At 41.5% G+C, this 25,032-nt stretch carries 21 protein-coding genes; 13 read left to right on the top strand and 8 right to left on the bottom strand.

The window, feature by feature from the left end; translation table 11 throughout:
• Positions 1 to 26: 26 nt before the first annotated feature.
• The 7 genes from KXJ59_RS11670 to KXJ59_RS11640 all read left to right on the top strand — a co-directional run bounded on the left by KXJ59_RS11670 (position 27) and on the right by KXJ59_RS11640 (position 6,354).
• Positions 27 to 1,286: a dicarboxylate/amino acid:cation symporter gene (locus KXJ59_RS11670; protein WP_295204770.1), complete on the top strand. Its 1,260-nt coding sequence runs from the start codon at positions 27 to 29 to the stop codon at positions 1,284 to 1,286.
• Between the two features lie 13 nt (positions 1,287 to 1,299).
• Positions 1,300 to 1,983: a VTT domain-containing protein gene (locus KXJ59_RS11665; RefSeq protein ID WP_295204768.1), complete on the top strand. Its 684-nt coding sequence runs from the start codon at positions 1,300 to 1,302 to the stop codon at positions 1,981 to 1,983.
• A gap of 63 nt (positions 1,984 to 2,046) precedes the next feature.
• A complete protein-coding gene (locus KXJ59_RS11660) occupies positions 2,047 to 3,279 on the top strand; it encodes an MFS transporter (protein ID WP_295204766.1) in 1,233 nt (410 codons plus the stop codon).
• 218 nt (positions 3,280 to 3,497) lie between these two features.
• Entirely contained in the window at positions 3,498 to 4,499 is a 1,002-nt protein-coding gene (locus tag KXJ59_RS11655) for a glycosyltransferase family 9 protein (RefSeq protein WP_295204764.1), read from the top strand.
• A gap of 295 nt (positions 4,500 to 4,794) precedes the next feature.
• Positions 4,795 to 5,001: a helix-turn-helix transcriptional regulator gene (locus KXJ59_RS11650; RefSeq protein WP_295204762.1), complete on the top strand. Its 207-nt coding sequence runs from the start codon at positions 4,795 to 4,797 to the stop codon at positions 4,999 to 5,001.
• A 7-nt stretch (positions 5,002 to 5,008) separates the two neighbouring features.
• Entirely contained in the window at positions 5,009 to 5,332 is a 324-nt protein-coding gene (locus KXJ59_RS11645) for a HipA N-terminal domain-containing protein (RefSeq protein WP_295204761.1), read from the top strand.
• Entirely contained in the window at positions 5,329 to 6,354 is a 1,026-nt protein-coding gene (locus tag KXJ59_RS11640; protein ID WP_295204760.1) for a HipA domain-containing protein, read from the top strand. The genes KXJ59_RS11645 and KXJ59_RS11640 overlap by 4 nt, the downstream gene beginning before the upstream one ends.
• A gap of 162 nt (positions 6,355 to 6,516) precedes the next feature.
• On the opposite strand, the gene KXJ59_RS11635 is transcribed toward KXJ59_RS11640, so the two are convergent.
• From KXJ59_RS11635 to KXJ59_RS11600, 8 genes are all read right to left on the bottom strand, one after another.
• Complete coding sequence (locus KXJ59_RS11635; RefSeq protein ID WP_295204759.1) at positions 6,517 to 8,946, bottom strand: TonB-dependent receptor; 2,430 nt, start codon at positions 8,944 to 8,946, stop codon at positions 6,517 to 6,519.
• 191 nt (positions 8,947 to 9,137) lie between these two features.
• A complete protein-coding gene (gene mdh, locus KXJ59_RS11630; protein WP_295204757.1) occupies positions 9,138 to 10,067 on the bottom strand; it encodes a malate dehydrogenase in 930 nt (309 codons plus the stop codon).
• 245 nt (positions 10,068 to 10,312) lie between these two features.
• The gene (locus KXJ59_RS11625) at positions 10,313 to 10,822 is read right to left on the bottom strand and encodes a redoxin domain-containing protein (protein ID WP_295204754.1); all 510 of its coding nucleotides are present in this window, start codon (positions 10,820 to 10,822) and stop codon (positions 10,313 to 10,315) included.
• Between the two features lie 10 nt (positions 10,823 to 10,832).
• On the bottom strand, positions 10,833 to 11,621 hold the full coding sequence (locus KXJ59_RS11620; protein WP_295204752.1) for an ATP-binding cassette domain-containing protein: 789 nt from the start codon (positions 11,619 to 11,621) through the stop codon (positions 10,833 to 10,835).
• Positions 11,622 to 11,645: 24 nt separating this feature from the next.
• Positions 11,646 to 12,863, bottom strand: coding sequence for a diaminopimelate decarboxylase (gene lysA / locus KXJ59_RS11615; protein WP_295204750.1), 1,218 nt, complete (start codon positions 12,861 to 12,863; stop codon positions 11,646 to 11,648).
• A gap of 50 nt (positions 12,864 to 12,913) precedes the next feature.
• On the bottom strand, positions 12,914 to 13,711 hold the full coding sequence (scpB, locus tag KXJ59_RS11610; RefSeq protein WP_295204749.1) for an SMC-Scp complex subunit ScpB: 798 nt from the start codon (positions 13,709 to 13,711) through the stop codon (positions 12,914 to 12,916).
• A gap of 132 nt (positions 13,712 to 13,843) precedes the next feature.
• Positions 13,844 to 14,728 (bottom strand): ATP synthase F1 subunit gamma, encoded by an 885-nt coding sequence (gene atpG, locus KXJ59_RS11605; RefSeq protein WP_295204747.1) that lies wholly within the window; start codon positions 14,726 to 14,728, stop codon positions 13,844 to 13,846.
• 142 nt (positions 14,729 to 14,870) lie between these two features.
• The gene (locus KXJ59_RS11600; protein WP_295204745.1) at positions 14,871 to 15,416 is read right to left on the bottom strand and encodes a hypothetical protein; all 546 of its coding nucleotides are present in this window, start codon (positions 15,414 to 15,416) and stop codon (positions 14,871 to 14,873) included.
• Between the two features lie 222 nt (positions 15,417 to 15,638).
• Between KXJ59_RS11600 and secA the strand changes: the two genes are divergently transcribed.
• The 6 genes from secA (at position 15,639) to KXJ59_RS11570 (ending at position 24,950) form a co-directional block, all read left to right on the top strand.
• A complete protein-coding gene (secA, locus tag KXJ59_RS11595; protein ID WP_295204743.1) occupies positions 15,639 to 18,944 on the top strand; it encodes a preprotein translocase subunit SecA in 3,306 nt (1,101 codons plus the stop codon).
• A gap of 67 nt (positions 18,945 to 19,011) precedes the next feature.
• Complete coding sequence (deoC, locus tag KXJ59_RS11590) at positions 19,012 to 19,683, top strand: deoxyribose-phosphate aldolase (protein WP_295204741.1); 672 nt, start codon at positions 19,012 to 19,014, stop codon at positions 19,681 to 19,683.
• Positions 19,684 to 19,860: 177 nt separating this feature from the next.
• A complete protein-coding gene (locus KXJ59_RS11585; protein ID WP_295204739.1) occupies positions 19,861 to 20,289 on the top strand; it encodes an SPOR domain-containing protein in 429 nt (142 codons plus the stop codon).
• A gap of 8 nt (positions 20,290 to 20,297) precedes the next feature.
• A complete protein-coding gene (locus KXJ59_RS11580; protein ID WP_295204737.1) occupies positions 20,298 to 21,479 on the top strand; it encodes a M20 family metallopeptidase in 1,182 nt (393 codons plus the stop codon).
• Between the two features lie 270 nt (positions 21,480 to 21,749).
• On the top strand, positions 21,750 to 24,092 hold the full coding sequence (locus KXJ59_RS11575; protein ID WP_295204734.1) for an NADP-dependent malic enzyme: 2,343 nt from the start codon (positions 21,750 to 21,752) through the stop codon (positions 24,090 to 24,092).
• 120 nt (positions 24,093 to 24,212) lie between these two features.
• Positions 24,213 to 24,950, top strand: coding sequence for an ABC transporter permease (locus tag KXJ59_RS11570; RefSeq protein WP_133473206.1), 738 nt, complete (start codon positions 24,213 to 24,215; stop codon positions 24,948 to 24,950).
• The last annotated feature ends 82 nt before the right edge of the window (positions 24,951 to 25,032 follow it).

The following is a 25,032-nucleotide window of genomic DNA, read 5'->3' as shown; positions in this document are numbered from 1 at the left end:
TATATTGCGGCACTAATAAGGCCCCAATGAAAAAATCGAACAGGCTTACCTTATATATTGTCATAGCCATGATAGCGGGTGTAATACTTGGCTATTTTGTACATGAAAATGCCGGACCCGATACTATTCAGTCTTTCTCTAAAAACCTGAAACTCTTTACTACCATTTTCCTCAGACTGGTGCAGATGATCATCGCACCACTTGTATTCTCTACGTTGGTGGTAGGTATTGCTAAACTGGGCGACCTGAAAACCGTAGGCAGGGTAGGAGGAAAAGCTTTATTATGGTTTGTATCTGCATCTCTGGTGAGTCTGTTATTGGGTATGTTACTGGTGAATATTTTTCAGCCCGGTAAAGGAATCGACCTGAGTAATGCAGATATTACCGGTGCACAGGATCTGGTTGGTAAAACACAGGAATTCAGCATTCAGAAGTTTGTGGAACATGTGTTTCCGAAAAGTGTGATAGAAGCAATGGCCACTAATGAAATACTGCAACTCGTAGTCTTCAGTATATTTTTTGGCGTAGCAACCGCCGCATTGGGAGAGAAAGCAAAAATTGTAGTGAAAGGACTCGATGCCGTGGCGCATGTAATCCTTAAAATGGTGGGTTATGTAATGAACTTTGCACCCATTGGTGTATTTGGTGCCATTGCAGCAGTGATTGCCACAAAAGGACTGGATGTATTTGTTTTCTATGGCAAATACCTCATGTATTTCCTGATGGGTATTGCAGCTTTATGGCTTATTTTATTAACTGTTGGTTTTATTATTCTGGGTAAACGTCTGCCCGATCTGCTTCGCCGCATATTCCCACCACTTATTATAGCATTCAGTACCACCAGCAGTGAAGCCGTGTTCCCTAAGCTCACAGAAGAGCTGGAACGTTTTGGTTGCAAGGATAAAATTGTGTCTTTCATTTTACCACTGGGTTATTCCTTTAACCTCGATGGCAGTATGATGTATATGACATTTGCCAGTATTGCCATTGCCCAGGCATATGGGATAGAACTCGATCTGGGTACGCAGTTAACGATGTTGATTGTACTGATGCTCACCAGTAAAGGAATAGCAGGGGTTCCAAGGGCATCATTGGTAGTTGTAACTGCCACCTGCGCCATGTTCAATATTCCACCTGAAGGTATTGCATTGATATTGCCCATCGACCATTTCTGCGATATGTTCAGAACCGCCACCAACGTTGTAGGTAATGCACTTGCTACCAGTGTGGTGAGTAAATGGGAAGGTGCGTTGGACGAACCAACCGATATTTCAATGACCACATAAGATCATTTAATCGATGTTACAGATATTATTAGAGTTTCACTGGAGTCAATTATTGCAACCACAGTTTTATATAGAACATGGTGGTTTATGGTTAATATTACTCGTTGTATTTGCAGAAACCGGATTATTCGCCGGGTTCTTTTTACCGGGCGACAGCCTTCTGTTTGTTGCAGGTATTTATAGTACCAATCTCGCCAACGAGTTTATCCCAACCGGAAATGAATACCTCGATCTAGTGGTATTAATGTTACTCATTTCAGCCGCAGGTATAGCAGGAAACACCGTTGGTTATTGGTTTGGACGAAAAGTAGGTCCGGCCATGTATAACTGGAAGGAAAATATTTTATTCAAACGCAAATACCTCGAACAGGCACATGAATTTTATGAAAAACATGGAGGTGGAGCCATTATTGTGGCCCGTTTTATTCCGATTATAAGAACATTTGCTCCTATTGTAGCAGGTATTGTTTCGATGGACAGAAAGAAATTTGTGTTCTTCAATATAGTAGGATGTGTGGCCTGGGTATTCAGTATGTTGTTTGCCGGACATTTTCTGCAGAAATGGATTCTCAACCAGTTTGGATTTGATCTGAAAGATCATTTAGAAGTGATTGTAATAGGCATCGTACTGGTAACAACCGCGCCGGTAATCATCAAACTTTTCTTCGGAAAAAAGAAAAATAAAAACGAAGCATAAACATCATACTTCCGGACTTCCGGTCTCGCGGACTTTCGGACTAAAACGCCAAACCTGCTAGTCATGACCGAAAAAAAATACGGAATCTTTTCTCTGCCTGTGATTGTTGCAGCATTGGGTTATTTTGTCGACATCTACGACCTCCTGCTTTTTACCATTGTAAAGAAACCCAGTATGCTGGGTGTGGGTTCAACCGACGCTACGATGCTGGTAGACAGCACCCGTGTTATCAACTGGCAGATGACGGGTTTATTATTGGGAGGAATTTTATGGGGTGTTTTGGCAGATAAAAAAGGAAGACTGAGTGTATTGTTTGGCTCCATCATTTTATATTCTATTGCCAATTTCGCAACAGGTTTTGTTCAAACTGTTGATCAGTATGCAGCCTGTCGTTTTGTTGGTGGACTTGGATTAGCAGGTGAACTCGGTGCCGGTATTACCCTGGTGAGTGAATTGTTACCAAAGAACAAAAGAGGATTGGGAACTTCTATGGTAGCAGGTATTGGATTGAGTGGTGCAGTGGCAGCCTATTTTACGTATCAGTTTACAGATGACTGGAGACTCTGTTATAAAATTGGTGGGATACTGGGAATCGGGTTACTCTTGTTGCGCGTAAGTGTAGCCGAATCCGGCATGTTCAATCAGGCAAAAGAACAGAAAGTAGCAAGAGGCAATTTCTTCATGTTATTTAATAATGGCAAACGCTTAAAAAAATATGTATTCGCTATTTTAATCGGATTGCCCACCTGGTATGTAATCGGAATTCTGGTAAACCAGAGCGATCGTTTTGGTAAAGCCATGTTCGACAGTACAACCATCGACTCTGGTCGTTCCATCATGTTTGCCTATGCAGCCATTGCCATTGGCGATATGCTGGTTGGAGTGGTGAGCCAGTATTTTAAAAGCAGGAAAAAAGCCTTGTTGCTTTATTATATGCTCACTATAATTGGGTTGCTTCTTTTCTTCAGCAACTATAATAATTCAGATATGTCTATGTACAGCATCTGTGCATTGCTGGGTTTTAGTACCGGATTCTGGGCCATATTTGTAACGATGGGGGCTGAACAGTTTGGTACCAATTTAAGAGGAACGGCTGCCACCACTATTCCAAACATGGTGCGAGGCGCGTTGCCATTGATTAATATGTTATTCCTCGATCTGTTTCAGAAGTCATGGGGTTGGAGCCTCATTAATAGTGGTATCGTAACCGGTATTGTAGTAATGAGTGTCACGCTTATTGCTTACTACTTCACCGAAGAAACTTTCCATAAAGATTTGAATTACGTGGAGGAGTAAGTCCGAAAGTCGGAAGACCGGAAGTCCGAAAGAATATAAGTACATCCTCCGTGTAACTCTGTGCCTAACTCCGTTACCTCTGTGGTTAACCACGGTGTTGCACAAGTACGGCACAGCGTTACACGGAGGGTTTGTTCTTGCAACAACATCTTCCCGACTTTCGGACTTTCCGACTTTCGGTCTTCTTTTCTTCGGACTTTCCGACTAATATTGTATTCATGAAATTTCTGGTGATTCGTTTTTCTTCCATTGGTGATATTGTGTTAGCCACACCAGCCATCCGTTGTCTTAAACAGCAGGTAGAGAATGCGGAAGTTCATTTTCTTACGAAACAATCGATGAAAGCGGTAACAGAAGGCAATCCATATATTGATCGCTTTCATTATTTCAATAACAACCTCGATCAACTGATCAAAACTTTACAGGAAGAAAGATTTGATTACATCATCGACCTGCATAAAAATTTCAGAACCTGGCGTATCAAAAAAACATTGAAGGTCCCGGTACTCTCCTACAACAAAGAAGTAATAGAAAAAGTATTACTCACCCGGCTGCATATCAATAAAATGGCAGGCAGACATGTTGTAGAGCGTTGTATTGATGCACTCGCCCCATTGGGTGTACAGAATGATGGGAAGGGAATGGATTATTTTATTCCATCAAATGTGCGGGTACGTGCAGAAGATTTACCGTTATCGCATAGTGCGGGTTTTGTAGCTATTGTAATTGGCGCTTCTTATTACACCAAAAAATTGCCTGTTTATAAACTGAGAGAGCTCTGTAATAAAATTCAGCATCCCATTGTACTGGTAGGAGGGAAAGAAGATAAAACAGAAGGCGAAAAAATTACAGAGACCGATCCCATGAAAATTTACAACGCCTGTGGTAAATTTAGTTTACATGAATCGGCAGATATCATAAGACAATCTAAGCTCGTGATCTCACACGATACAGGTATGCAATACATTGCCTGTGCATTGAATAAACCTGTACTCGCCATCTGGGGTGGTACATCACCTGCCTTGGATGTTGAACCTTATTATGGAGTAGAACAATTGCAACAACATAACCAGCCAGCTTATCATAATTTCATTGTAAAAGGACTGCCCTGTCAGCCCTGTTCTAATTATGGAACAAAGACTTGTCCAAGAGCGCATTTTAAATGTATGCAGGATCAGGATGTAGATTTGATAGCGAAGACTGCTTATCAATACCTGTAAACCATAATTTTTCAATTGATAATTTTATATCCCCTTTCTACCACAAGTACTAAAGTGAAGGATTGAACACAGATTGTCATGATACATCATGACAATCATGAAAATCAGCGTTCTATTTACCAGTCAGCACTACTACAAGGTTTATTTCCTATTTAATCTAAAAATCACATTATAATGAGATTTTGGCGTAGCTAACCTGATAGCATGCTGAATCTATCAAAAAATCACACTATAATGTGTTTTTACTGAGTTTATGATCAAAAATGTGTATTTTTAACTCATAAATCACACTATAATGTTATTTACACACCTCGGTGAAGCCATAAAAGACAGAAGAAAGGAACTGAATATCACCCAGCATCATCTGGCTGAACTGTCGGGCATTAGTGTGAATACCCTGTATAAGCTGGAGCGAGGGCAGGGAAATCCATCGCTGGAAGTATTAAACAAACTGGCCGAAGTATTGGGTATGGAATTGAAATTAGAAGTAAAAAAGAACTGAGTAATACATGAGAGCAGCAACCATATACCGCAACGGCATACTGGCAGGAACACTCACCGAAGAAAACCGTCGGCATTATATATTCCGGTACGATGATTATTATTTTAATGATTCCACCAAACCAGCCATCAGTATCACCATCCCTAAAAACCAACAGGAACACAGCAGTCCGTTTTTATTTCCGTTTTTCTTTAACCTCTTAAGCGAAGGAGTCAACAGAAAATTACAAAGCACACAATTACGGATTGATGAGGAAGATGATTTTGGTTTATTGCTCGCAACAGCTCAATACGATACCATCGGCGCAGTAACTGTACAACCTAAAACATGAGTTTGAAAACATTGAAATATTGTCCAGGCACATTGGCTGAAGGTTATAGCACCTATAGTCCGGGTTGTTTGCGCAATCTGTTCAGGGGAAAAAAAGTAAGTCATCTTTTACCTTATGTACAACCAGGGCAAAGTGAAGAAGTGGCTGGACAGTTTATAGAAAACCGCAAACGTATATCTATATCCGGTGTACAGGAAAAGTTAAGCCTGCTGCTCGAAAAAAATCTATTGCGTTTAACGCAGGAAGGCGAACAGGGAACCTACCTGCTAAAACCTATACCCAGAGATTTGAAAAAGGTAGACCAGGTACCAGCAAACGAACACCTTACCATGCAGATTGCTAAGCAGGTATATGGCATACATACAGCAGAAAATGCCATGATTTTTTTTAAAGATGGTACGCCGGCCTATATCACCAAACGGTTTGATGTAAAAGAAGGAAAACAAATATCAGGCAATCAGCAGGAGAAATGGGGTAAGGAAGATTTTGCAACGCTGGCAGGTAAAACCAGAGACAATGCAGGACCCAACTTCAAGTATGAGTATAGCTATGAAGAACTGGGTTACCTGATACAGCAAAATGTTCCGGCATGGCGGGTAGAAATAGAAAAATATTTTTCTTTGGTAGTATTCAACTTTCTTTTTTCAAATGGAGATGCGCACCTGAAAAACTTTTCACTGCTCGAATCAACCAAAGGTGATTACCTGTTGAGTCCGGCATATGATTTAATCAATACACACCTGCATGTAGACGATACAGATTTTGCATTGAGTAAAGGTTTGTTTGCAGATGATACAAAAAGCGAAACATATAAACGTAGCGGCCATCCCTGTCAGCAGGATTTTATAACCCTGGCCAAACGAATAGGTGTTACAGCAAGCAGGATAGAAAAAATGATGCACCCTTTTTTAGAAAAGCAACCCTTTGTGGAAACACTGGTAGACCATTCTTTTTTAAATGAGGCGAATAAAAGAGGGTATTTACAGCTGTATTATGCAAAGCGGAACTATTTACTCGCATAATCCTTTTCATTAAACCAGTTATTGAACACAGATTATCATTATTGTTATGAGTAATCATGATAGATCATAACAATAATGGCAATCTGCGTTCCATTAATACTAAAAGAAAAGGCTCCGGATTTTCCGGAGCCTTTTTCTATATATTCAAAAACCAACTGTTGCTTATCCTTTAATTCTCTTCGCTTCTGTTTCCAGACCTGTCTGACGCTGACGGGCCGCTTTTACCTGGCTGTTACCAAAGCGCCATGAGAAAGCTAAACGAACGGTACGGCTTTCATTTCTACCACTACCATTGATATACAATCCACCAAAATTGCTGGAAGCTGTCCATGGGTTCGTGAAGAAGATATCTGTAACACTTAGTTTAACAGTACCCTGTTTTTTCAGCACCTGTTTTTGAAAACCAAGATCTAATCCACCCAATGAACGTGTTTTCCAGGTAGCACCCCAAATGCTTGGTCCGCTAAACCATCCGCTTAACTCGGCAGTATAACCACCACCCAGTGTGAATGAATGTTGCATATAAGCACCAAACATCGGGATATCTGTTTTCACTTCATTCTCACCAATCTTTCCTTTAAACATCTGATAGTTGTACCAAACATTTGCATAACCATTCCACCATTTAGCAATAGGCAATGGAGAGCCAATGCTGAAACTCAGGATACGCTGTGTAGCCAGATTTTTCTGCTGAACGAAAGTAGCGTTATTGGTAGTGTCCGTTGTTTGCGTAGCAAAATCTTTTACATGGCTGAAACCAATTGTAGTATTCAACATGTATTTGAATGTATGCGATAACTCAACAGTGTTGGTGTACTGTGGACGTAAGAAGGCATTACCTTTTTCGTAAGTCAGTTCATCTAATTTATTTTCAAACGGATTCAGGTCCTGGTAAGTAGGACGATCAATCCTTCTGCTGAAAGTAAGGTTCAATGTATGTTTCTGGTTCACTGTCCAGGTTAATGCTGCACTCGGAAACAGATCGAGGTAATTACGTTTAACAGTATTATCGGCCTGTACCACACCATCTGCTCTTGTTAAAACACCTTCGCTGTTTGTTTGCTCCATACGTAAACCTGTTTGCAGGCTCCATTTTGGATTTAACTGGCGCTGGTAGTTAACATAAGCGGCATTTACATTCTCTTTATAAGTAAAACTGTTACTTCTGCTCAATATTTTTACAGGTGCTCCATTGATATCATTAAAGAAATCAAAAGTATTGGTGGTTTTCACATAAGAAGATTTGGCACCAAAACCCAATTTGCCTTTCCATTTAGGTTGATCCACATCAACCTTGGCTGTATAAATATCAATATTGGTTGGAGTATAGTTTCTGTTCACCACCTGCGATAAATTATTGCCGTTCTGGTCTACATAATAGTTAGGCTGGTGACTTCTGCCTGTACCACGGAACAAACCATAGTCGGCATCGAAGTTGATTTCTTTACCTGTTGTATCAACATAACGATAGTTGATATTGCTGTTCATATTGGTTCTGCTGCCGGGAATGGTATTCAGTGCCACCAGTTTTTTCACGAACTGATTGGTGGGTTTATAGGTAATATTGGTATTACTTTCACTGGTCCAGTCGGTGTTACCAAAATTAGTGGTCACCAGAAAACCTAAAGTGCTTTTACTGTTCAGGAACAGATCGGCTCCAAGTTTAGCGTTTACACTTTTGTTATGGCTCCAGTTGGTGCTTACCTGATCGTACAGGGTATCGCGTTGAATACGATATAGGTTAAGTGTATTCTCCTGTCTGCCAAGGTTGGCGCCGATATTACTAAACAGGTTTACTTTTTTATCGCGGTAATTCAAACTCACCGAACCATTACCTTTTGGTGTAACGCCCTGGATAAAACCAAGATTCATTGAACCATTGGTTCCGAATTTCTTGTTTTTCTTCAGGCGTATATTAATGATACCTGCATTACCACTGGCATCATAACGTGCGCTGGGGTTACTAATCATTTCAATGGCTTCTACATCATTGCTGTTAATGCTTTTCAGGTAAGCGGCCAGATCCTGGCTTCCCAGTTGGGTCATTTTACCATCTACATAAATGCGAACACCGGTTTTTCCTTTCATGCTGATGTTCTCATTGTTATCAACCTGAATACCGGGGCTCTTCTGTAACAGTTCGAGCGCATTGCTACCTGTAGCGTTAATACTGTTCTCCACATTAAAAACCGTTTTATCGGCTTTGATCTCGATCATGGGTTTACGTGAAGTAACAGTAACATCTGCCAGTTTATTGGCAGCTGCTTGCAGGCTGATGGTTCCGGCATCAAAACCCTGTCCGTTCTTTACTTCAAAAGCATTGGAATACGTTTTTTCAAAACCTATCATTGTATAATTCAGTAGGTATTTTCCTGCGGGTGCAATTACCAGTTCAAATGCACCGTTAGCATCGGTTACATCTGCTTTAACCAAACTGCTGTCTGTTGCTTTTAAGAGTGATACTGTAACAGACTGAATGGCCTTGCCTGAATTGTCTGTAATCTTTCCTTTAATGCTGTGGCTGCTTTGCGCGAATGCTGAATTGAAAATCGTAGTCAATCCCAACACTGCCAATACTAAAATCCGTCTCATGTTGTTTTGTTTTAGGTGCTCAATCAGACGCAAAGCACTTATAAATGTTACAGCGTAAAACACCGTTTAGGGATGAGTAGTAACAAAACCATGACGAGCGGTTGCCCGTCTTTATGAAAAAAGCCCCGTCGGATTTTTACCAACGGGGCTTTGAGTATGAACGGTTTTTAAATCAGATGAGCAGCAGAAAATTATAAAGTCTTCAACACATCATTCATGCTTCTTACTGCTTCAGCGCTCTTATTAAAGAGAGCCTGCTCTTCTTCATTCAATTTGAAATCAAGAATTTTTTCCCAGCCATTTTTTCCAATCACAACCGGAACACCCAGACAAATATCTTTTTGTCCGTATTCGCCATCGAGGCTTACGCAACAGGTAAACAATTTTTTCTCATCACGTAAAATGCTTTCAACCAGCGCAGCTCCTGCGGCACCGGGTGCATACCATGCTGAGGTTCCGATCAGTTTGGTTAAAGTAGCACCACCCACCATGGTATCGGCTACAATTTGCTTTTGCTGATCCGCTGAAAGGAAATCAGATACAGGTGCACTGTTCCATGTAGCATAACGAATCAAAGGAATCATGGTAGTATCTCCATGTCCACCAACTACTACTGCATTCAAATCAGCCGGACTGCAACCTAAGTGCTGGCTTAATTGGTATTTGAAACGTGCGCTGTCAAGTGTTCCACCCATACCAATGATCCTGTTCTTTGGCAAGCCGGTTGACTGGAGTGCCAGGTAGGTCATGGTATCCATTGGATTACTGATCACGATGATGATAGTATTGGGAGAATATTTGAGTATATTTTCACAAACACCTTTTACAATACCTGCATTGGTACCAATGAGTTCTTCACGGGTCATACCTGGTTTACGGGGTAAGCCTGAAGTAATAACAACCACATCTGAGCCAGCAGTTTTTGAATAATCATTGGTACTACCGGTAATACGGGTATCGAAACCAAGTAGTGCAGCGGTCTGCATCATATCCTGGGCCTTGCCTTCAGCCAGACCTTCTTTAATATCAAGCAATACCAGTTCTTCTGCCAAAGCGGCACGGGCAATATTGTCGGCACAGGTAGCTCCAACGGCTCCGGCACCTACTACGGTTACTTTCATAAAAAATGATTATTTAAGAATGAGGAATTTTTCGGTGCAAAGGTAAGGGAGCGAGGGGGAATGGAATAATGAATATCCAATATTGAATAAAGTCCGAAGGACCCCTTTAGGGAATGTCAGAGTAAAATGAAGTTTTTTGAACGGAAACGGTCCTTTTGCCGGGGGCATAATTCGCATACTTTAATTCAGAAACTATCTGATATGCATCGCTCATTGCCCGTAGCTCAATGCTCACAGCCTTCTCCCTACTGCTTATTGGTTGCTAAAAAACGATTCAGCTCCGGCATTTCCACACCACCCTCAAAAGCCTTTAAATACTCACCTTTCTTATTATATACCGCTACATAAGGGGTGTATTTTACCTGGAAAAAGGAGGGAATGGCATAATTGGGGTCACGACCCACTTTCAGGTTCTTATGGTTGAAAAAACCATAGGTTTCGGCAAAACCTTTAATGTCCGGCATGTCGCGATAACTTACCCAGAGAATAAAAGTATTTTTCAGGCTGTCCATATTATTTATCATCTCTTTGGCCTCATGCTGGCAATGCCCGCAGTCGGGACTGAAATAAACGATGATGGTAAAATCGGCCGCAGGTAGCTGTTGTTTTGTAAACCAGGTGCTGTCGGTTTGGAGTATATTAAACTCTGGTAGTTTTTTGGTTTTCATAAAAGGTGGGAGATCAGACCCGCCATCCTGTGCGAAAAGCCCGAGTGTAGCAGCCACAGCAACAAAAAACAATACAACCTGTTTCATAGCAATACCGTTATTGATTCTTTTTATTCAAACCATTTTGTTCCATCATCCGCATTTCTTTGGCATCCTGCAGGAATTCGGAAGCAAAAATGAATTTATTCAGCAATTCATCCTTACTGAAAATAATATCCTTATTAGTTCCTTCCCATTGTTTTTTCCCTTGGTGGAGGTAAACAATATGATCACCAATTTCCATCACACTGTTCATGTCATGTGTAACCACAATGGTAGTGATATTAAATTCGACTGTAATTTCCTTGATAAGTTTATCGATGACCATCGATGTCTGCGGATCGAGACCCGAATTGGGTTCATCGCAAAACAGGTATTGTGGATTGAGAACAATAGCCCTTGCAATACCTACCCTTTTCTTCATGCCACCACTGATTTCAGATGGGTAACGTTTATGTGCGTCTTTGAGGTTCACCCTGTCGAGCACTTCATTGACTCTTTTTCTTTTTTCTGCTAATGACCAGTTGGTAAACATATCGAGAGGAAACAAAACATTCTGTTCCACCGTCATCGAATCGAACAATGCTGTACCCTGAAACAACATGCCAATCTGCTGTCGTAATAATTTGCGCTCATCATTATTCATGAGCAGCATGTCTTTGTTGTCGTAATGAATCTCACCCTGCTCAGGACGGAAAAGTCCAACCATACACTTGGTAAGTACTGTTTTACCGCTACCACTGGTTCCAATGATAAGGTTACATTTACCGGCTTCCATTACGGCGCTGATATCATCAAGGATGGTGCGATCCCCAAAAACCTTTTTTATATTTTTGATCTCAATCATGCGACTGCAAACTACTCTTTTGTTTTAGAATGGCTCAACCAGATTCCTTAATAAATCCTCAAAAACTTCTCTTTTGCGGATAAGACCTGCTTTTCCATCTTTCACCATCACTTCTGCCGGGCGAAAACGTGAGTTGAAATTACTGGCCATTTCAAAACCATAGGCGCCTGCATTGTCAAATACCAGAAGATCGCCTTCTTTTGTTTCATTCAGCGCACGGTCCCAGGCAAAAGTGTCTGTTTCGCAGATATTTCCAACAACAGCATATTTTTTCAACTCCCCCTGTTCATTACTGATATTACGGATTCGATGGTAGGCTTCATAAAACATGGGTCGGATAAGGTGGTTAAAACCTGTATCAATACCTACAAATGTTGCAGTGGCAGTTGGTTTTATTACATTCACTCTGGTAAGCAGGTAACCTGCTTCACTCACAATATATTTTCCCGGCTCAAACCATATCTGGAAATTGCGCTGATAGGTATCGGCTATTTTTCTTTCAAAAGCCATGATCTCATTAGCCAGCAATTGAATGTCTGTTCCTTCATCACCCTCTTTGTAAGGCACTTTAAATCCGCCGCCCATATCGAGAAACTGTAATTCGGGGAAATAGGGAATCATCTCCAGAAACACACTGCTCACTTTCATGAACACGTCCACATCTTTTATCTCACTACCGGTATGGTTATGCAAACCAGCGATATGAATATTGTATTGCTTCATGAGTTGTACAATATCACCGAGTTGCTCGATGGGAATGCCAAACTTGCTGTTCTCATGTCCGGTTGAAATTTTCAGGTTACCACCTGCCATAATATTAGGCCTGATGCGGATACCTACCGGATAACCATGACCGTATTTTTTGCCAAACTTCTCCAGGTTGGAGAGACTATCAATATTAATGTTGATACCCAATGCAACGGCTTCTTCAATTTCATCAAATGCAATACCATTGCTCGTGTACAGAATATTCTCTGCTGTAAAACCTGCATGCACAGCCAGTTTCGCTTCATTGATGGAGCTGCAGTCTACATTACAGCCAATCTGTTTAATATGCTTGAGGATGCTGATATTGGTGAGGGCCTTGCAGGCATAGAAAAAGCGAACCTTATCGCTGTGCTTAAAAGCAGATTGTAAAGCTGTATACTGATGGGTAATACGGTCTGCATTGTACAGGTAAAGAGGTGTTCCGAATTCCTGTGCAATGGTTCTTAATTGCTCATTCGATAGTTGTAATGACATGTCGCGAAGATACTTGTCTTCACGATATCCATAAAAAACCAGGCGTTTTCTTATTGTGGATTTTCATCAGAAGACTTTTCTTCATCCTGGCCCTCATCCGAAGCAGGTGTGTCAATGTCTTCTGCGGGAGTGGCTTCATCGTTCAATTCTTCGTCGCCCTTGATGATGAGTTCTCCGTCTTCATTTACGGTTAACAAAGAAGTATCGCCTTCTATTACAGGCTCATCACTATGTGTTTCTTCAGCTACTGGCTGATCGGTAAAGTCTTCCGGTCGAATAACGGTTCCCTCTACAATCTGTTCTGCCAGTACCTCTCTTATCTTTGGCAGGTCTTCAGGAGAATTGATGCCAAAATAATCCATGAAGTTTTTAGAAGTGGCATATACCAGTGGTTTACCAGGCATCTGTTCGTTTCGGCCACTGATGAGTATAAGTTCTTTTTCGAGCAGTTTCTGGATACTATAATCACTGTTCACACCACGAATCGATTCAATTTCACCTTTGGTGATGGGTTGTTTATAGGCAATAATGGCCAGTGTTTCAAGTGCCGCATTACTCAGGCGTTTCAGGAATTTGTCGCCATTAAGTTGTGCAATGGTTTTATGGAAATCTTTTTTGGTAAGGAACTGCCAGCCACCCCCGCTTTCACGTACCTCAAACGGATAAAACTCAGAATCATATTTCTCGCAGATACCCTGAATGGCAGCTTCTACCTGGTCTAGTGTAACACGCTCTTCGAGGAAACCAAAAGTATTGTTGATGAGTTCAACGATATCCAAAGAAGTAAGTGGTTTTTCACTTGCAAAAATCAACACTTCAATGTGGGGTATGATCTGGCTTATTTCCATGATTAATTTGAAAATTTGGAAATTTGAAAATTTGAAAATGAAATATTCAAGTGGTTTTGAATTGTTAAGTTCAATCAAACATAACAATCATTTTCAAATTACCACATTTTCAAATTTTCAAATTAGGTTCTCCTATCCCTGCAACGCTGCTGCACCACTCACAATCTCTGTAAGTTCGGTAGTGATGGCTGCCTGGCGTGCACGGTTATAACTGATCTTCAGTGTTTTCAGCAATTCGTTTGCGTTTTCGCTGGCTTTATCCATAGCAGTCATACGTGCACCGTGTTCGCTTGCATTGCAATCCAGCACTGCTTTGTATAACTGGGTATTGAGGATTTTAGGCATCAGTTCGGCGATCAGTTCTTCTTTTGCCGGCTCAAAAATGAAATCCGATTTCTTCTTGGAAGAACCGGTATTCGCCACTTTTGGAATGGGTAGGAATTGTTCGGCAGTAAAACGTTGTGTAGCGGCATTTTTAAATTCACTGTACACAATTTCAACTGCGTCAAACTCTTTGTTTTCAAAAGCTTTCATGGCAGCTTGTGCAGCAGCCTGAACGTTTTCAAAATTGAGGTTCAGGAAAATATCTTTAAAAGTAGCATCGGCTTTATAACCTGCTTTCAGTAAACTTTCATATCCTTTTTTACCAATATTCCAAATGGTAACATTGCCTTTTTTATGCTGGTCTGCGTATTTTTCAGCAATGGTTAATTTGGCCAGTTTAATGAGGTTGGCATTATAACCACCGCATAAACCACGGTCGCTGGTAATAACAATCAACAATACTTTCTCTACAGTTCTTTCTTCGGCCAGTTTAATGCTCATATCGCCTTCGGTATTGCTAACGATATTGCTGAGCATTTCCTGCAATTTCTGCGCATAAGGCCTCATTTGGGTGATGGCATCCTGCGCACGGCGCAGCTTGGCCGCACTTACCATTTTCATTGCTTTGGTAATCTGCTGGGTACTTTGAACACTCTTGATCCGGTTACGTACTTCTTTTAACTGACCTGCCATGGGGTAAAAGTTTCAAGTTTTCAAGAAACAAGGTACAAGGACTATCCTGAGTACCCTTTTTCAATTTGGCTGCAAAAGTAGCAGAAACGGCCTGAAATTCCATCAAAACTTTGCTTTTTTACCCACTGTTCGTAAACGTTATTCAGAACCGGTAGTGGAGGGCCAGCCCATTTCCGCCCAAACCCAGTTCCAGCTTGCCTTGTTGCTCTTCGAGCCATTTGGTGTTTCTACGGTGCTGTCCATATTGAATAAGGTCGAAAATGAGCAAAAAACCGCCCTGTAGCAATAAACTATTGCCATAACCTTTGTTGCGGTCGTTGTTTAGTCTGGTACCTCGTTCTTTTAGGTATAAGCCGGTAGCTATATAGGCCAGGTCGAGACCGGTATTCAGCAAGAGGATCTTTTCCAGTTGATGTTGGGCCCTGAGATTGCTGTTCAGGCTGTGTTCCTGTTTCAATTGTTTCCTGATACCTAATAAACCCACCCCGGCAATGGCCAGGTTAACCGTGTTCCAGTAGGCATTCATCTGGTGCAGGTAATGCTCACTGCCGTTGGTATTACTGGCCGAAATGGTACCCTGTATAATATTGGCACCCGCCCAGGCACCCAGTACATACATATTGTTTTTCACCAGTTTAATTCTTTCCCGGGCAATGGAATCCTGTTCACTGGTTTGTGAATGTGCCATAAAGGCGGATATTATTCCGAAAAACGACATCCATAAACGCTTTGAAATCATAGCAATCCGTTAAGTATTTGATAAATAAAAACCAGTTTATGAGCGGAGTACACACTCTACCCAAATTCTTTACCTTTGGCGGCCTCAGTTGAAAAATGCCAAATTGGCTCAAAAACTTTTTGCGCACCGTTTTTGACTGTTAAAATTTTCTAATACACCAGACTCAGTCATATGTTGAAATTTATCTCAAAATTATTCGGGAGTAGTAAAAGTGAAAAAGATGTGCAGCAGATTATGCCCATCATTCAGAAAATTGGCCAGTTTTATGAGCAATACCAGCAACTGACCAACGACGAACTCCGCAACAAAACACAGGAATTCAGACAACGTATTAAAGCGCATCTTGTTTCAATAGACGAACAGATAGAGGCCAAAAAACAGGAAGCAGAAAGCTTACCCGAAAATGAAATCCATAACAGGGATGTTATTTATCAGGAAGTAGATAAGTTGAAAAAAGAAAGGGATAAAAAGATTGAGGAAATACTTGCCCAGATTCAGCCAGAAGCTTTTGCAGTGGTAAAAGAAACGGCAAGACGTTTTAAAGAGAATACTGAAATTGTTTCGGCCGCAACAACACTTGACCGCGAATTAAGTGTGAAGAAAGAATATATCCGTATAGAAGCTGATAAAAGTATTTTCAAAAATACCTGGGCCGCCGCAGGTGCACCTGTTACCTGGAACATGGTACACTATGATGTACAGTTAATAGGTGGTAGCGTGTTACACTCAGGCAAGATTGCTGAAATGGCAACTGGTGAAGGTAAAACACTGGTATCAACCCTGCCAGCTTACTTGAATGCACTGGCTGGTGAGGGAGTTCATATTGTAACAGTGAATGACTACCTCGCACGAAGAGACAGTGAATGGAATGGAACCATTTTTGAATGGTTGGGATTGAGGGTAGATTGTATTGATAAACATGAACCGAGTACAGAAGCACGTCGCAATGCTTATCTCGCCGATATTACTTATGGTACCAATAATGAATTTGGTTTCGACTACCTGAGAGATAATATGGTGCATTCACCTGCCGAAATGGTACAACGTAAACACCATTTTGCAATGGTGGATGAGGTGGATTCTGTTTTGATTGATGATGCCCGTACACCATTGATTATATCAGGTCCAATTGGTCATAACACAGGTGAACAACAATTCTTCGAATTAAAACCACGTATTGAAAGGCTGGTAGAAGCGCAGAAAAAAGCGGTGAACCAGTTTTTGAATGAAGCCAAGAAAAAAATTGCAGAAGGAAACGATGATCCGAAAGACGGAGGTCTGGCATTGTTTCGTGCGCATCGTGGTTTACCCAAAAACAGTGCATTAATCAAGTTCCTGAGTGAGCCTGGTATGCGTGTGAAATTACAGAAGGCGGAAAATCATTATCTCGCCGATCAGCAACGCGAAATGCCAAAAGCCGATGAAGAACTATACTTCTATATTGATGAGAAAAATAATTCAGTAGAACTCACTGATAAAGGCATTCAACTTATTACCAAAGCAGGAGAAGATACCAGCTTCTTTATCCTGCCTGATATCAGTGTATCACTGGCTGCTGTTGACAAAGATGAGTCTGTTTCGGCAGAAGAAAAACTGCATAGCAAGGAAAGCCTGATTAATGATTACTCGGTAAAAGCAGACCGTATTCATACCGTTCAGCAATTGTTGAAAGCCTATACTTTATTCGATAAAGATGTAGAGTATGTGGTGATGGATGGCGCAGTAAAAATTGTAGATGAACAAACGGGACGTATTCTTGATGGGCGCCGTTATTCTGATGGACTGCATCAGGCCATTGAAGCGAAAGAAAATGTAAAAATTGAAGCAGCAACACAAACCTATGCCACGGTAACACTCCAGAACTATTTCAGGATGTACCATAAGCTGGCGGGTATGACGGGTACTGCAGAAACGGAAGCATCTGAGTTCTGGGATATTTATAAACTCGATGTAGTAGCTATTCCAACGAATGTTACTGCCATCAGAAAAGACGAACAGGATCTGGTATACAAAACCAAGCGTGAAAAATTTGGTGCTGTTATCGATGAAATCGCAAAACTGCGTGATGCCGGACGTCCTGTACTGGTAGGTACCACATCGGTAGAAGTAAGTGAATTGTTGAGCAGGATGTTGCGTCAGAAACAGGTGCCACATAATGTATTGAATGCCAAACAACATGCGCGTGAGGCTCAGATTGTGGCGGAAGCAGGTCTGGCAGGAGCCGTAACCATTGCTACCAATATGGCCGGTCGTGGTACCGATATCAAACTCGGTCCGGGAGTAAAAGAAGCAGGTGGTCTGGCTATACTTGGTACGGAAAGACATGAGTCGCGTCGTGTAGACAGACAGTTGCGCGGTCGTGCCGGTCGTCAGGGAGATCCGGGATCATCACAATTCTTTGTATCGCTGGAAGATGATCTGATGCGTATGTTCGGCAGCGATCGTATTGCGAAGATCATGGACTTTGCAGGTTACAAAGAAGGGGAAGTGATACAGCACAGCATGATCACTAAATCAATTGAACGCGCACAGAAAAAAGTAGAAGAAAACAACTTTGGTATCCGAAAGCGTTTGCTCGAATATGATGATGTGATGAACAAACAGCGTACGGTGGTGTATACAAAACGCAGCCATGCATTGTTTGGAGAAAGACTTGCACTCGATCTGGATAATGCTTTTTATGCAGTGGCAGAAGACCTCGTAAATTCATTCAGAGAACAGAATGACCATGATGGATTCAGGCTGGCGGCAATTGTAAATTTTGGTATTGATACCAATATTACCGCTGAAGAGTTTGCAAAAGCTACAGAACAGCAACTGGCAGAAAAACTATACCTGCAGGCTGTTACCAATTACGACAGAAAGAAACAGGAAATGATGGTTCAGGCCATTCCTGTTTTCAAAAATATACGTCAGCAGCAGGGTAGCCATATTGAAAATGTAATCGTACCGTTTACAGACGGAAGAAAAGGTATGCAGGCATTGGCCAATATGGAGAAAACGCTCAACAGCAATGGTGCGGAACTGGTGAATGCTTTAGAGAGAACAGTAACGCTGGCTTTGATTGACGATGCGTGGAAAGAACACCTGCGAGCCATGGATGACCTGAAACAGAGTGTACAGACGGCCACTTACGAGCAGAAAGATCCACTGGTAATTTATAAGATGGAAGCTTATAATATCTTCAAGAAAATGGATGGGGAGGTAAATACAAATATTGTACAGTTCCTGAGCCATGCCGGTATTCCTTTGAATGATGGAGAAGAAGTAAGAGAGGGTCGTCAGCAGAAAACAGATTTGAGTAAACTCAGTACCAGCAAAGAAGATGTGGATGCGCCACCAACAGAAAATGATTATTATGATCCCACACCGGCAAAACAACAGCCGATCAGTGTAGGCCCGAAGATAGGGCGAAATGATCCTTGTCCTTGTGGAAGTGGCAAAAAATACAAAGCCTGTCATGGCAAAGACTTATAAAAGAAAAGCCTCCTGAAACAGGAGGCTTTTCTTTTATATTTTTGTACTTCATTTATAGATAGATTTTATGTCAAATCTCCATCATTACATAGATCATACCATCTTGAAACCCACCACACTGATAGCTGATATTGAAAGGCTTTGCGATGAAGCAAAGCAATACAGTTTTGCAGCAGTATGTGTACCACCCAATTTTGTAAAGAAAGCCAAATCATTATTGGAAGGAACTGACGTTAAAGTGGCAACGGTGATTGGTTTTCCATTTGGGTATTCGGCTGTGGAATCTAAGATTGCAGAAATTGTACTGGCCATGGTAGATGGTGCCGATGAACTGGATGTAGTGATTAATATTTCAGCAATTAAAAATGGCGACTGGGTGTATCTCGCCAATGAGATCAATCATATTATGCCCATAGTAAAAAGTAAAAATAAAGTGATCAAGATTATTATTGAATCGGGTGTGCTTACAGATGATGAGATCATTAAATGTTGTGAATTATATGGTGTGGCCGGAATAGATTACCTGAAAACATCCACCGGTTATGCAGAAAAAGGTGCTACTATAGAGGCAGTAAAACTGTTCCGGTTACATTTACCTGCACAGGTGCACATAAAGGCATCAGGCGGTATACGCGATCATATTTTTGCACAACAGCTGGTTGAAGCAGGAGCCACCAGACTGGGTTGCAGTGCAGGTGTAGCTATTGTGAAAGGGGAAAGAGGAGAGGGAAACTATTAACAATGAATTTTGAATGATATTTTTTATTAGCCACAGATGCACAGATTTTTCTCTAATCTGTGCATCTGTGGCTAATAATGTATCTGCCTTCGGGGTTGCGGATTAACAATATCGTCAATCGTAACCCTGTATCTTTGCTCTAATTTATTTATCTTACTGAAAACATTCATGATGTTTGTGTTGATCAGATGTTTAGCCTGTTGTTTGTTGCTTGCCAGTGGCCATTTTTTGTGGGCATCAGATACGATTTTGGTAAAAAAAGATGCACGTCTCGATCTGCTCACAGCTAAACAGGCGCAGATCAATAAAAGAACGGCCATGCTCACCAGTAATGGTCAGTATAAAGGCTATAGGGTACAGGTAATCAGCACCAACAGCCGTGATCAGGCTTTCAGGATTAAAACAGAATTGCTCAGCCGCTTTCCGGATCAGAAAACATATACATCTTATCAGTCGCCATTATTTAAGGTACGTATTGGTAATTTTATAAGAAGGGAAGATGCGGAACAGTTTCGTAAAACAGTAAACAGGTTTTATCCGCAGGGGGTATATGTGGTGGAAGATGTGATTGAATATAATCAGGTGGAAGATGAACTGACACAATAAACAGGACCATGTTATTACAACAGATAAAAGATTTATCATCTAAATATGCAGCCGATAGTGTGGCCATCCGTTCACACCTGCATGCTCATCCTGAACTGAGTTATCAGGAATTTGAAACATCGAAATTTGTGCAGTTAAAACTGCAGGAAATGGGTATTTCTTTTGAAGTAATGGCCACCACGGGGGTGCTGGCAATTATTCGTGGTAAAAATCCCGAAACCCGTGTCATTGCTTTACGTGCCGATATGGATGCTTTACCCATTCAGGAAGAAAATGAAACAGCTTATCGTTCACAAAACCCGGGTGTAATGCACGCCTGCGGACATGATGTACATACTTCTATACTATTAGGGGCAGCCAGAATTTTACAGGAATTAAAGAATGAATGGGAAGGAACGGTAAAACTCTTGTTTCAGCCAGGAGAAGAAAAAAATCCGGGTGGTGCCAGTTATATGATCAGAGATGGGGCTTTAAAAAATCCGATACCACAGGGTATTATTGGTTTGCATGTTCATCCCGGACTGGACACAGGTAAGCTCAGTTTCCGAAAAGGGAGAGTGATGGCGAGTGCCGACGAAATATATATCACCATTAAAGGTAAGGGTGGACATGCTGCATCACCCAACCTTACAGCAGATACGGTATTGATTGCCTCGCATTTGATTGTGAGTTTACAGCAGATTATTTCCCGGAATAAGAATCCATTATCGCCATCGGTATTATCTATCTGCTCCATACAGGGCGGGCATACCACCAATGTAATACCCAGTGAAGTAAAACTCATGGGAACTTTCAGGGCTATGGATGAAGCCTGGCGTTTTAAGGCACATGAATTAATTCGCAAAAATGCTGTTGGATTGGTAGAATCGATGGGCGGCGAAATTGATTTGCATATTGATGTTGGTTATCCGACAGTAGATAACGATCCTGTATTTACAGAAACCGCCTGGAAGCAGGCTGATCTTTTTATAGGGAAAGAAAATGTATTGGAAACAGAGATGCGGATGGGAGCGGAAGATTTTGGCTATTACACTCAGGTAATTCCTGGTTGTTTTTTTCGTTTAGGTGTGCGTAATGAAGCAAAAGGTATCATTCATAATGTACACACTCCGCGTTTTGATATTGATGAAAATGCCATTGAAATCGGAATAGGCAATATGGCCTGGCTGGGTGCCACCGTGAAATTCTGATTCCTCCGCGAAACCTCCGTGTTCTCTCGTTCTCTGCGGTGTTTTTTTTCACCGCAGAGAACGAGAGAAGCAGAGTTTACGCAGAGTGTGGTTTAGAGAAAAAGAACCATCATAAATGGGCCACCTCATGAAATAAAAGCCCCTATTTTATTTATATTGTATTTTGCAGCCCTGAATCTCTGGTTGCCCGGTCAGCGAACCGGACCCTGAAGTGAGTGACACAACCCAGGCTGAACAGTGTTGTGTTGCCGGTTAACGAAAAAAAACAGTATGGCTAAAAAGACAGATCTGCGGAAGGAACAGGCACTTGAATACCATGCCAGCGGCAGACCCGGAAAAATTGAAGTGGTTCCAACCAAAGAAGCCAAAACCCAGCGCGATCTTTCACTGGCGTATAGTCCGGGTGTGGCAGAACCTTGTAAGGAAATCTTTAATAATGTTGAGGACGTGTATAAATATACCGCCAAGGGTAACCTGGTAGCGGTAATCAGTAATGGTACTGCAGTTCTGGGATTGGGTGATATTGGTCCGGAAGCCAGTAAACCTGTAATGGAAGGGAAGGGCGTATTATTCAAAATATTTGCCGATATCGATGTGTTTGATATTGAGATCAATGAAAAAGATCCTGAGAAATTTGTTCAGATAGTAAAAGCACTGGAACCCACTTTTGGTGGTATTAACCTGGAAGATATTAAAGCACCTGAGTGTTTTTATATAGAACAGCAGCTTAAACAGCAGATGAATATTCCGGTGATGCACGATGACCAGCATGGCACAGCTATTATCAGTGGTGCAGCTTTGCTGAATGCATTGGAACTACAGAAAAAGAAAATCGAAAAAGTACGTTTCGTGGTAAATGGTGCGGGTGCTGCAGCCATGGCCTGTACACAATTGTATGTAGCACTTGGAGCGAAATATGAAAACTTCATCTTGTTCGATAAGGATGGTGTTTTACATGATGGCAGAAAAGACCTTGATGCCATACGTAAAAAGTTTGCTGTAAAACGTTCCGATATTACATTGGATAAAGCAATGAAAGATGCCGACATATTTTTAGGATTGAGTGTTGGTAATGTGGTGACGCAGGAGATGGTAAAAAGTATGGCCAAAAATCCAATCGTATTTGCCATGGCCAATCCCGATCCGGAAATCAGTTATGAGGATGCAATTGCGGTACGTAAAGACATTATTATGGCTACCGGCAGAACGGATTATCCCAACCAGGTAAATAATGTACTTGGGTTTCCTTATATATTCAGGGGTGCACTGGATGTTCGTGCCACACAGATTAATGAAGCCATGAAACTGGCGGCTGTAAAGGCTTTGGCAGAACTGGCCAAATCGGCAGTACCCGATATTGTGAACATGGCTTATAACCAGACAAATATGTCGTTTGGTCCAGAATACATTATTCCCAAACCACTTGACCCGAGATTATTATCAACCGTGGCGCCTGCAGTAGCTAAAGCCGCAGTGGAAAGTGGTGTGGCACAAAAGAAAATACACAATTGGGATGCCTATGTACTCGAACTGAACAAGCGTTTAGGTTTGGATAACCAATTGTTGCGCGTAATTGGTAACAAAGCAAGACGTGATCCTAAACGACTCGTATTTGCCGAAGCCGATAACCAGAAAATATTAAAAGCCGCCAGCATTATTTATGATGAAGGTGTGGCATATCCTATCTTACTCGGCGATCCGTTAAAGATTAACAGGATTGCAGAAGAATATAATATTGATATCACTGATCTCCCGATCATTGATCCACGTAGTGATGAGATGGAATCGAAACGCGAGTTTTATGGCGAATTGTTTTTCAAGAAAAGACAGCGAAGGGGTTTCAATCATTATGAGAGTCTGAAAATTATGAAAGACCGCAACCATTTTGGTTGTATGATGGTAGAAACAGGAGATGCAGATGCCATGTTATCGGGGCTCACAAAAAATTATGCAGAAGCTATTCGTCCGGCATTACAGATTATTGGAACAGAGGAAGGGGTAAAGAAGATAGCAGGAATGTATTTACTGCTTACCAAAAAAGGGCCACTGTTTCTGGCAGATACTACGGTTAATTTCAACCCTACTGCTGATGAACTGGCCGATATTGCGATGATGGTGGCGAAGGAAGTGCGCAATTTTAATGTAACGCCACGTATAGCCATGCTGAGTTACAGCAATTTCGGTAGCAGCGATTCACCAGAGGCCAAACTGGTGGCAGAAGCAACACGCATCCTGAAACAGCGCAATCCATCACTGGTTGTAGATGGGGAGATGCAGGGTAGTATGGCTTTCAATAAAGAAATACTACGCGATAATTATCCATTCAGTGAACTGGTAGATGAAGAGGTGAATGTGTTGATATTTCCCAACTTAACGGCTGGTAACGTAGCTTATAACCTGTTAAAAGAAGTAGGTGGTGCCGATGCAATTGGGCCGATTTTGTTAGGACTGAAAAAGCCTGTGCATGTATTACAACTGGGAAGTACGGTAAGAAGTATCATCAATATGTCATTGGTAGCAGTGGTAGATGCACAGCTCAAATGCCGCATGGATACCAATGAAGTGATTCAGCGTAGTAGCTGGTGGAAGCGGTTAAAAAAGAGGAACAAGTAGGAGATAGAGAATAGACCATGGTCCATAATCAATGGATATGGATTGGTTTTTAAATAAAAAATTTACTATGGACTATTCACTATGGTCCATAGTCCATAGACCATAGCAAAAAGCGAAGCAATGTCATTTTTCACCCATTTAGGTTCATACTTACTCATGTTGAAAGGCATGTTTACCAAGCCCGAGAACTGGCGCATGTACTGGAAAGAATTTATGCACCAGTGCGTAGAGATAGGGTTAGGTGCATTACCAATTGTGGTGATTATTTCTCTCTTCCTTGGTGCCGTAACTACTGTGCAAACAGCGTATCAGTTGGTAAGTCCATTGGTACCACAGGCCACCATTGCACAAATTGTGCGAGACAGCATGATACTTGAATTATCTCCTACGGTTGTAAGTATTGTACTGGCCGGTGTGGTGGGAAGTAAAATTGCGAGTGAGTTGGGTAATATGCGTATCAGTGAACAGATAGATGCATTGGAAATTATGGGGATCAATACCAAAAGCTATCTTGTGATGCCAAAAATTCTGGGATCACTATTAGTGATTCCCTGTCTGATCACTATTTCTGCAGTATTGGGTATCTGGGGAGGAAGAACAGCAGGAAATATGGCAGGTATTCTGGCACCGGATATTTTTGATATCGGACTGCGTCAGAACCTGAACCTGTATAATATAAATTTTGCCTTGTATAAATCCTACACTTTTGCTTTTATTGTGAGTAGTATATCTGCCTATTATGGATATAATGTAAAAGGAGGGGCATTAGAAATTGGCAGGGCCAGTACCAGCGCGGTGGTAGTGAGCTGTATCCTCATTCTTTGTGCCGATTATATGCTGGCAGCACTGCTGCTATAGGTAACAGAGGAACAGAGGAACAGAAGAACAGAAGAACAGAGGAACAGAGGAACAGAGGAATGTTCAATATCGTCTGAGGGAT

The sequence above is a fragment of the Sediminibacterium sp. genome, assembly GCF_019264485.1.
Lineage (GTDB): Bacteria > Bacteroidota > Bacteroidia > Chitinophagales > Chitinophagaceae > Sediminibacterium.
This window is presented reverse-complemented; position numbering and strand designations above follow the sequence as displayed.

What these genes read in the sequence shown, in the direction of transcription:
- KXJ59_RS11660 (WP_295204766.1), top strand. Translation starts at nt 2,047, where the DNA reads ATGACCGAAAAAAAATACGGAATCTTTTCTCTGCCTGTGATTGTTGCA.
- deoC (WP_295204741.1), top strand. Translation starts at nt 19,012, where the DNA reads ATGTCAAATCTCCATCATTACATAGATCATACCATCTTGAAACCCACC.
- mdh (WP_295204757.1), bottom strand. Translation starts at nt 10,067, where the DNA reads ATGAAAGTAACCGTAGTAGGTGCCGGAGCCGTTGGAGCTACCTGTGCC.
- KXJ59_RS11645 (WP_295204761.1), top strand. Translation starts at nt 5,009, where the DNA reads ATGAGAGCAGCAACCATATACCGCAACGGCATACTGGCAGGAACACTC.
- KXJ59_RS11665 (WP_295204768.1), top strand. Translation starts at nt 1,300, where the DNA reads ATGTTACAGATATTATTAGAGTTTCACTGGAGTCAATTATTGCAACCA.
- KXJ59_RS11670 (WP_295204770.1), top strand. Translation starts at nt 27, where the DNA reads ATGAAAAAATCGAACAGGCTTACCTTATATATTGTCATAGCCATGATA.
- KXJ59_RS11650 (WP_295204762.1), top strand. Translation starts at nt 4,795, where the DNA reads ATGTTATTTACACACCTCGGTGAAGCCATAAAAGACAGAAGAAAGGAA.
- KXJ59_RS11620 (WP_295204752.1), bottom strand. Translation starts at nt 11,621, where the DNA reads ATGATTGAGATCAAAAATATAAAAAAGGTTTTTGGGGATCGCACCATC.
- KXJ59_RS11580 (WP_295204737.1), top strand. Translation starts at nt 20,298, where the DNA reads ATGTTATTACAACAGATAAAAGATTTATCATCTAAATATGCAGCCGAT.
- lysA (WP_295204750.1), bottom strand. Translation starts at nt 12,863, where the DNA reads ATGTCATTACAACTATCGAATGAGCAATTAAGAACCATTGCACAGGAA.
- KXJ59_RS11635 (WP_295204759.1), bottom strand. Translation starts at nt 8,946, where the DNA reads ATGAGACGGATTTTAGTATTGGCAGTGTTGGGATTGACTACGATTTTC.
- KXJ59_RS11625 (WP_295204754.1), bottom strand. Translation starts at nt 10,822, where the DNA reads ATGAAACAGGTTGTATTGTTTTTTGTTGCTGTGGCTGCTACACTCGGG.
- secA (WP_295204743.1), top strand. Translation starts at nt 15,639, where the DNA reads ATGTTGAAATTTATCTCAAAATTATTCGGGAGTAGTAAAAGTGAAAAA.
- scpB (WP_295204749.1), bottom strand. Translation starts at nt 13,711, where the DNA reads ATGGAAATAAGCCAGATCATACCCCACATTGAAGTGTTGATTTTTGCA.
- KXJ59_RS11570 (WP_133473206.1), top strand. Translation starts at nt 24,213, where the DNA reads ATGTCATTTTTCACCCATTTAGGTTCATACTTACTCATGTTGAAAGGC.
- KXJ59_RS11640 (WP_295204760.1), top strand. Translation starts at nt 5,329, where the DNA reads ATGAGTTTGAAAACATTGAAATATTGTCCAGGCACATTGGCTGAAGGT.
- atpG (WP_295204747.1), bottom strand. Translation starts at nt 14,728, where the DNA reads ATGGCAGGTCAGTTAAAAGAAGTACGTAACCGGATCAAGAGTGTTCAA.
- KXJ59_RS11600 (WP_295204745.1), bottom strand. Translation starts at nt 15,416, where the DNA reads ATGGCACATTCACAAACCAGTGAACAGGATTCCATTGCCCGGGAAAGA.
- KXJ59_RS11655 (WP_295204764.1), top strand. Translation starts at nt 3,498, where the DNA reads ATGAAATTTCTGGTGATTCGTTTTTCTTCCATTGGTGATATTGTGTTA.
- KXJ59_RS11575 (WP_295204734.1), top strand. Translation starts at nt 21,750, where the DNA reads ATGGCTAAAAAGACAGATCTGCGGAAGGAACAGGCACTTGAATACCAT.